This window comes from Xanthovirga aplysinae, from assembly GCF_009711365.1.
In the GTDB taxonomy this organism is placed as follows: domain Bacteria; phylum Bacteroidota; class Bacteroidia; order Cytophagales; family Cyclobacteriaceae; genus Xanthovirga; species Xanthovirga aplysinae.
This window is the reverse complement of record NZ_SMMB01000939.1, coordinates 1-5,676: the sequence shown is the minus strand read 5'-3', so window position 1 is coordinate 5,676 and position 5,676 is coordinate 1. Positions and strand designations below refer to the sequence as shown.

Here is a 5,676-nt window from a genome sequence, read left to right as displayed (position 1 = left end):
AAATAAAACGAATAGTCCTTTTTAGATTTGTTTTGGTAAAAATTGAGTATAATTTTTAAATATTCCTTTAAGCCTAATTTTGTTTCCGATTTTTAAAATGGCTCTTAGATGGAGAAAGAAGTTAAAATTCTTACCTAATGATTACCGTAACTTTATTGATTAAGCCCTCTCTTAATGTATCAGTTTTGACAGCTCCCAAGTCATTGTTCATTCCTTCTTTTCTTGCCAAAATATAATAAACTGTAGGCCTTAATTTTCCGAAAGTAGTTTTTCCTCTTTTGTTGGTGTAACGGGTGTTTACCGGATTGGATTCTTTATTGTAGTCTTGTTCCGTTTCAAATAATTGTATTTTAGTTCCTTCTTCGGCTTCTCCCATATCATTTAAAACAGTGATCTTCAAAAAGGTAGGGAGGCCTTTTAAGCTTTTTTCTGTTGCTTTTTCGGGGTAAAATATACCCGCAATTAACACTAGAAGTAGAATGATAATCTTCTTCATAATAGTTTTATCTATTAAAGGGGTTTAGGTTTGATTTTGTTTAAACCACAAAAAATTAGCCAAAACAACCCTGTTTAAACTTTTATTTCCTTTTGAAATTTTAATTTGCCAGCAAGAGTGATGGTCTATTGATAGAAACTCTTTAATGTAAAAATCAAAATTATAAAATTTAGATGGGTTCTTGTTTATCCAATCATCAATATAATTCAAAAAAGTGATGTAATACTTATTTTATTGCTTTAGATGGTATACATTAGTTGCGTATTTTTATCAACTAACATTTATAGCATAACTATATGAAAAAGACCATTTTTTACGGGTTTTCCCTTTTAATCTTTATAAGTCACCTTGCGTTTGGTCAGAATGAGGTCATTTATGAGATTTCATTCGAAAATGCTGTACATCATGAAGCTGAAATAAGTATTGATTTTCCTAATCTTGAGAATAAGGTGTTGGAAGTTCATATGAGTCGTTCTTCACCAGGGCGATATGCTTTGCATGAATTTGCTAAGAATGTGTATAATGTGCATGCTTATAATAGCCAGGGAATTGAGCTAGAGGTTTATCGCTCCACTCCTCATCAATGGGAAGTTGTTGGCCATGATGGTACTGTTCGGCTCACTTATACTTTGTTTGGAGATCATGCCGATGGTACCTATGTAGGGATTGACGAGACTCATGCCCATCTTAATATGCCAGCCACCTTTATGTTTGCTCCCGCTTTGGAAAATAGGCCTGTCAAAGTAAAATTCAATGTTCGTAAGGATTTGAATTGGAAGGTAGCCACTCAGTTAAAACCGTTGGAAGATGGGAGTTATTTTGCCAGAGATTTGCAGTACTTTATGGACAGTCCAACGGAAATTAGTGATTACCAGCAAAGAAGCTGGACTGTAAATTCTCAGGGTAAGGATTATACTTTTAATTTAGTACTCCATCACCAGGGGACTTCAGAAGAGTTAGATCGTTATACAGAATGGACAAAGGCAATTGTAAATGAACAAAAGGCCGTTTTTGGGGAATTTCCTGATTTTGATTATGGAACTTATACTTTCTTGGTTGATTATCTTCCTTGGGTTTTTGGTGACGGCATGGAACATAGAAATTCTACTATTGTTACAGGAACGAGACCATTAAATACTTCTGCTAAAAGAAATGTGGGAACAATGTCTCATGAGTTTTTCCATGCCTGGAACATGGAACGGCTTCGAGCAGAAAGTTTAGAACCATTTGATTTTGACAGTCAGAATATGTCTGGGGAATTATGGTTTGGTGAGGGCTTTACTTCCTATTATGATGATTTAATTTTATGTCGGGCTGGTATTTTGAGTCAGGAGGAATATGTTAATGGCCTTACGGGTACTTTAAATTATGTATTGAATTCTCCTGGCCGTCAGTTTTTCTCTCCGGTGGAGATGAGCTATCAGGCTCCCTTTGTGGATGCTGCCAGATCTGTGGATGAGGTTAACAGAAGTAATACCTTTATTTCATATTACAGTTATGGAAGTGTTTTGGGTTTGGTCCTGGATATCAAATTAAGAACTGAATTCAAAGACAAATCACTTGATGGCTTTATGCAATTGGCTTGGGAAAGATTTGGAAAGCCTGAAAGAGAATATACAGTTAGGGCTTTGTCCCAATTATTAGAGGAATATACTGCGGATAAGAATTTTTCTCAGAATTTCTTTAACAGATATGTTTGGAAAAGTGAACTTCCAAATATGGTAGAATTATTGGCAAGGGTAGGGGTTAGTCTTTCTAAAGCAAATCCAGGTATAGCTTCCATGGGAAATACAAGGCTTGATTTTAAGGATGGTAAAACAAAAGTTGCTTCCACAGTGTTCATAGGAAGTCCTTTGTATAAAGCAGGAATTGAAAAAGGTGATGTATTACAAAGTATTGATGGGATTGCTTTAAGTACATCAAAGGAGTTTAAGTCTTTCAAGGAAAAAGCAAAGCCAGGTCAGTCTGTGGAGGTGAAATTTTTGCAAAGAGGGAAGGAAAAAACTGTTCAAATGGTGTTAGAAGAAGACAATTGGCTTCAGGTAAACCTGATCGAGAATGATGCTAAAAAGCCTTCAAAAAAGGAAAGAAAGGCCAGAGAGGCTTGGTTGGGCAGCAAGGCAAAATAGTAATGCATAATGAAAAAAAGGAGGAGGGTCAATTCCTCCTTTTTTAATTTAGATTGTAAATCAAAAACAAAATAAAAGATTATGAAAAAGCATCATAAATTCTTTATTCTTCCTCTAATTGCGTTGTTGGTATTCGGTTGTGGGAAGAAGGAAAAGGATGAGCAAGTAACTGAACAGAGGGGAGAACAACCTCTAGCTGAACAAGGAGAATTTAAATACAAAGTTGATCAGTTTGCAAATCTACAAATTCTTCGGTACAGGGTTCCAGGGTTTGAAGATTTAAGCCTTCAACAAAAGAAACTTGCTTACTACTTATCCCAAGCTGGCTTATCAGGTCGAGATATTATTTATGATCAAAATTATAGGAATAACCTGACTGTCCGAAGAATGATTGAACAAATTGTAATACACTTTCAGGGAGACAGGGAGTCGGATGAATTTAAAAATTTTATGGTATTCGCAAAGGAGGTTTGGTTTAGTAATGGTATCCATCATCATTATTCAACCAAAAAATTAGTACCAGATTTTTCTCCTGGATATTTGAAGAATTTACTTGAAAATTCTTCTGAAGCTGTTTTCCCATTTAATCAAGGAGAAAGATTGGAAGATTTCGAGGAGAGAATGAGACCTATTATTTTTGATGCGAATGTAGATGCAAAAAGGGTGAACTTGGCTGGCAATGTTGATAATGTGAAAGAGTCGGCTAATAATTTCTACAGGAATGTTAGTAAGCAGGAAGTGGAGAATTTTTATAAAAAGATAATAGATAAAAATGATCCTGAACCTCCATTGTATGGTTTAAATTCACAGTTGACTAAGGAAAATGGAAAATTGGTAGAAAAAACTTGGAAAGTAGGAGGAATGTATTCTGCAGCCATAGAAAAAATAGTTTATTGGTTAGAGAAAGCGGCCTCAGTGGCTGAGAATGTTCAACAAAAGGACGCTTTAGAAAAATTAACAAAGTATTACAAAACTGGTGATTTAAAGGATTTTGATGCTTATAACATTGCATGGGTTAAAGATACAGCCTCTGTAATTGATATTACCAATGGATTTATTGAAGTGTATGGAGATGCAATGGGTTATAGAGGGTCATATGAATCCGTTCTTTCTTTTAAGGATCCGGTGGCTAGTAAAAGAATGGCTATGTTGGCGCACGATGCCCAGTGGTTTGAGGATAATTCTCCAATAATGGATGAACATAAGAAAAAAGAGGTTACAGGTGTGACCTATAAAGTGATTACTGTTATAAATGAGGCAGGTGATGCTGCACCTTCCACACCGATAGGGATTAACTTGCCTAACTCTTCTTGGATAAGAAAAAATTATGGTTCCAAGTCAGTTTCTTTGGGTAATATCCTTGAGGCATACGAGCAAGCCAGTGGACCAGGAGTAATAGATGAGTTTGGTTATAGCCAGGAGGAAAAGGATAGAGTGAAGAAATATGGAGTGTTGTCAGGTGATCTTCATACCGCTATGCATGAGGTGATTGGCCATGCTTCAGGACAATTAGAACCAGGTGTGGGAACTACTGCAGAAACCCTGAAAAACTATGCCTCAGCTTTGGAAGAAGGAAGGGCAGATTTAGTGGCTTTGTATTATTTAATGGATCCAAAGTTAATGGAGTTGGGGGTGATGCCATCTTTAGAAGTGGGAAAAACAGAGTACGATAGCTATATCCGAAATGGTTTAATGCTGCAGCTTCGAAGATTAAAGGAAGGAGAAAATATTGAAGAGGCACATATGAGGAATCGGCAGATGGTTGCCGCCTGGGTGTTTGAAAAAGGAAAGAAAGATAACGTAATCGAAAGAGTGGAAAAAGATGGAAAGACCTTTTTTGTGATTAATGATTATCAGAAACTTCGTGTTCTTTTTGGAGAATTGTTAAGGGAAGTGCAAAGAGTTATTTCACAAGGAGATTTTAAGGCTGGAAAAGCACTTATTGAAAACTATGGGGTAATCGCGGACCAGGACTTAATGAAAGAAGTAAAGGAGCGTTATCAGCATTTGCACACTGCACCATATTCCGGTTTTATTCAGCCTAAATTAATTCCAGTAATGGAAAATGAGGAAATTGTAGATGTTAAAGTGGAGTACCCAATGGATTTTGTGGAACAAATGTTAGATTACGGCAAAGATTATTCTTTTCTTCCCAACCAAAATTAAATTATCTTAGAGGTTACCCACAGATGAACAAAAAAGCAGATGAATCTCATCTGCTTTTTTGTTTATGAGTTTTTTTATTTTGTCAATTATAAATTTCCCATAAAATGCCTTAAGGGAAATGAACAAATTTCTAGTCATGCAATATTTTCAGCCTCTACAGTCATCATTAACTTTCAATTTAATTTACCCTCTTGTAAAAACCCATTCGTTAGTTTTGGATAATTCCTCATTGAAAATATAGCCACCTTCTGTAAAAGCCTTTAGATACTCTACTTCTTCCATTTGGTTTTTAATGATATAGTCTGCCATGGCGCCACGTGCTTTTTTGGCAAATAAACCTATTACCTTATAGTGGCCATTTTTATTTTCTTTAAAAATTGGTGTGATAATTCGACCATTTATGGATTTAGTATCAATAGCCTTGAAGTATTCATTGGAAGCTAGGTTCACTAGTATTTTTTCTTTCTGTTCCTCTAACTGTTGGTTCAATAAGTTTGTTATTCGATTTCCCCAAAATTTATATAAATCTTTTCCTCTCGGGTTGGTAAGTGGGGTTTTCATTTCCAAACGATAAGGTTGAATCAGGTCCATAGGTTTTAATAGACCATATAAGCCTGATAAAATACGTATATGATCTTGTGCGAAATGAAAATCTTCCTCACTGTAGTTATCTAAATCAAAACCAGTATATACATCTCCTTTAAAAGCTAAAAGTGCTTGTTTGGCATTCTCTATTGAGAAGGGGAAATGGAATTCCTGGAATCGCTCAAAATTTAGAGTAGCAAGTTTCTCACTTAAATTCATCAGTTGAGCAATCTCAGCTTCTGATTTTCCCTTTAGCTCCTTGACCAATATTTTGGATTCTTCAAGTAATTCCGGTGTAGA

Annotated in this window: 4 protein-coding genes; 2 read left to right on the top strand and 2 right to left on the bottom strand. The window is 35.6% G+C overall.

Annotation, left to right across the window (positions count from 1 at the left end; genetic code table 11):
• Window positions 1-130: 130 nt before the first annotated feature.
• A complete protein-coding gene (locus E1171_RS08580; protein ID WP_155205596.1) occupies window positions 131-496 on the bottom strand; it encodes a carboxypeptidase regulatory-like domain-containing protein in 366 nt (121 codons plus the stop codon).
• 296 nt (window positions 497-792) lie between these two features.
• On the opposite strand from E1171_RS08580, the gene E1171_RS08575 reads away from it, so the two are divergent.
• Window positions 793-2,625: a M61 family metallopeptidase gene (locus E1171_RS08575; RefSeq protein WP_155205595.1), complete on the top strand. Its 1,833-nt coding sequence runs from the start codon at window positions 793-795 to the stop codon at window positions 2,623-2,625.
• An 81-nt stretch (window positions 2,626-2,706) separates the two neighbouring features.
• Window positions 2,707-4,791 (top strand): dipeptidyl-peptidase 3 family protein, encoded by a 2,085-nt coding sequence (locus E1171_RS08570; protein WP_155205594.1) that lies wholly within the window; start codon window positions 2,707-2,709, stop codon window positions 4,789-4,791.
• 183 nt (window positions 4,792-4,974) lie between these two features.
• Here the strand turns inward: E1171_RS08570 and yaaA are convergent.
• Window positions 4,975-5,676 (bottom strand): peroxide stress protein YaaA (yaaA, locus tag E1171_RS08565; RefSeq protein WP_155205593.1); only part of this gene is annotated, 702 nt, incomplete at its 5' end.